Annotated in this window: 3 protein-coding genes; all 3 read left to right on the forward strand. The window is 39.4% G+C overall.

Annotated features, from left to right (window positions below):
- The coding region (locus J6U00_RS02645; protein ID WP_296578482.1) for a manganese catalase family protein at positions 1-468 on the forward strand (468 nt) is incomplete at its 5' end.
- Between the two features lie 109 nt (positions 469-577).
- Positions 578-1,633 (forward strand): hypothetical protein, encoded by a 1,056-nt coding sequence (locus J6U00_RS02650; protein ID WP_296578485.1) that lies wholly within the window; start codon positions 578-580, stop codon positions 1,631-1,633.
- A 579-nt stretch (positions 1,634-2,212) separates the two neighbouring features.
- Positions 2,213-2,686 carry a VanZ family protein gene (locus tag J6U00_RS02655; protein ID WP_296578488.1) on the forward strand — a complete coding sequence of 158 codons (474 nt, stop codon included), beginning with the start codon at positions 2,213-2,215 and terminating at the stop codon, positions 2,684-2,686.
- Positions 2,687-2,934 lie beyond the last annotated feature (248 nt).

A 2,934-nucleotide genomic window follows, 5' to 3' on the forward strand; every position in this document is an offset into this window, starting at 1 on the left:
ATTTCACAGCTCGGAGGTCCTGATGGAGAATTGTCTGCGTCACTGCGATACCTTAATCAGAGATATGCAATGCCTTACGGTGAAGTCAAGGGACTCCTGACAGATATCGGTACAGAGGAACTGGCACATTTTGAAATGATATCCGCTATACTCTATCAGCTCACAAAGAACCTTTCTGTTGAAGAAATAAAAAAGAGTGGCTTCGACACTTATTTTGTCGATCATACAACGGGCATTTATCCTGTTGCAGCTTCGGGAACACCCTTCACAGCTACGTATTTCCAGTCAAAGGGAGATATAATAACTGACCTGAGCGAGGATATGGCTGCCGAGCAGAAAGCCCGTACGACCTACGACAATATCCTTAGGCTTGCCGACGATCCGGATGTTAGAGACCCTATCCGTTTCTTGCGTGAGCGTGAAATAGTTCACTACCAAAGATTCGGTGAAGCGTTCAGAACGATATGAAACATGGCTCTGTGACGGAAAAAAGAGAAAAATATAGCAATATTTATTATTGACAATAAAGAAGGAATGATATATAATAGTAAAAATCATTGTTATAGGGGGTGACATTATGCCGCATTCATCAGGTGGTGGTTCCCATGGCGGAGGTTCGCACGGCGGTTCAAGCGGAGGGCGCAGCAGCGGTTCTTCCATTGGACGAAGTTTATCCACTATAAGCAGTCGGCGCTTTCCAGGTTCAAGGAGATACGCTACATACCGAAACGGAGAACCGCGCTACTTCTACGCAAGCAAGGATTACGAGCTGAAGTATAATAAGAAAAGGCTGCTTTTAGGCATAATGTACCTGCCGTTTCTGCTTTTTATATTCCTTGGCTTTAAAAAGGCAATGCCGATAGTTCCGAAAAACTACAATCATAATATCGTTATAAGAGACGACGCAGACGTTATTGAAAATGAGTGGGAACTCAGAGACAGCCTTGAGAAGTTCATGGACAAGACAGGTATCACGCCATCAGTAGTAACGCTCTATACAGATGACTGGCTCGAAGAATACACTACACTGGAGAAATATGCATATCAAAGATATATTGATGAATTTAATGATGAGATGCACTGGCTGATCGTCTATTCAAAGTCAAAGGTGTATACCTCCTCAGGTTCGGGCGACTGGATATGGGAAGGTATGCAGGGAAACGATACTGACCCTATACTAAAAAAACGCGAGCTTAAAAAATTTAACAGTAAGCTTGAGGAGCTTCTTGAAAGAAATGATACTGATGTGGGAACAGCGATTTCCTCAGCCTTTGACGATTTTACGGATAAGATATCTTTTATGCCTGACCTGTTAGTTCTTATTATGCCTTTGTTCATGCTAATATTTGTACTTTTCCATGCGTATTTCATGCTGGGACTGAATGAACTGAAATATCGAAATGCTGTTCCGGCACCTGAGAAAGGAATAGACGATATATCCTCCGAACCTTATGGAGGTACAGCTGAAATAGGTGAATATCCGGAAAGCCTGTCTACTATAATGGAAGAGCAGATTTGTCCATACTGCGGAGGAAAATATAAATCCACTGTAACTGGTCGCTGTCCTCATTGCAATGCATCGACGTCGTCAGAAAATAAAACTGAAAATGTGGATACTACAACTTCTGTTTGAGAGCATACAGATGTCCATTGATAAAAAATATTAAGCGGATAAGCATCTTTACGGCAGCTTATCCGCTTTTAAATCATATATCAACGGTAATACGTTGTTTTCTTGGATTTAAGTCTATTATATCATTTGTTTTTGAAATTGCAAGAGCTTGACATAATTTTCAGAATAAAAGCTAATCAGCGTTAATGCTCATTGTGCAGTGTCCACAAGAAATTGGTTGGACAGATGTGCATAGTGACGTTTGTTATGAATAAATTGTGAATCTGACAAAATAGTTTCGATGTTATAAATACATATAAACAAGAATGAATAATATAATCTAAGTAGCAGTTTTCGGAACCTGATCAGGACTTAAAAGTATTGTATTGCTGTAAACGGAAGCTAAGTTCAAACACGAGGGAGAACATAATAGATATTATTATTTACCATTGAAAACAGTATATTTATTTCTGAAATATGAACGAGATATTAATATAATGTTTCCAAGTAATAAATTGTTAAAAGCCTTGAATGTAAAGTAAAGATTTGCTTTTTTAGGAAAAGTATGCTATAATCATAAAAAAGAAAGGAGCGCTGACTATGAACCAGTTCAAAAGGTTTAGGATAGACAGGATCGCAGCACTGGTATGCTGGCTGCTTATGCCTGTATATGTATATCACGTTTTCAGGCTCACTCTTCTGGGCAGACCTATAAGGGATTCAAGAACGCTCCTCGTTCCATTCTGGGAATTCAGGAATTTCATTAGAACTGAACGCCAGAGATACTGGATGGAACAGATTATGGGTAATCTTGCAATGCTGTTCCCATTTGGCTTAATGCTTCCGATAATGCTCAAATGGTTTAGGACTCCGGTACGTACAGGAGTTGCAGCTTTCGGATTTTCACTTTTCATCGAGTCGGTACAGTACGTTACAGGTAGGGGCATATTTGAGATTGATGATCTTATGCATAATACCTTAGGTGCTCTTGTAGGATTCTTTGTGTATATGTTCGCAATGCGATTATTAATTGAGTATCGGCGAGCGTATCAGAGTAATGAATGGGATATATAGACGCAGATCGCAGATCTGCGTTTTTTTTATTAGGAATAAGGACAGCCTTAAGCGTAGTAAAATCATTGCGGAGGTGTTCTTTATGAAAGATATTGACAGAAACGGATATATTATCTCTGAGGAACTTTTTATTACAGAAAATGGGATTGAAATCATAGAAATGTTCACACCAGAGGTCGCAAACAGTGCCGCGATGAGAAAAATAGAGGAGTTTATGCATGAGCTATCTGAAAAATTTGGAGATAATG

It is taken from the genome of Ruminococcus sp. (assembly GCF_017650195.1).
In the GTDB taxonomy this organism is placed as follows: domain Bacteria; phylum Bacillota; class Clostridia; order Oscillospirales; family Ruminococcaceae; genus Ruminococcus.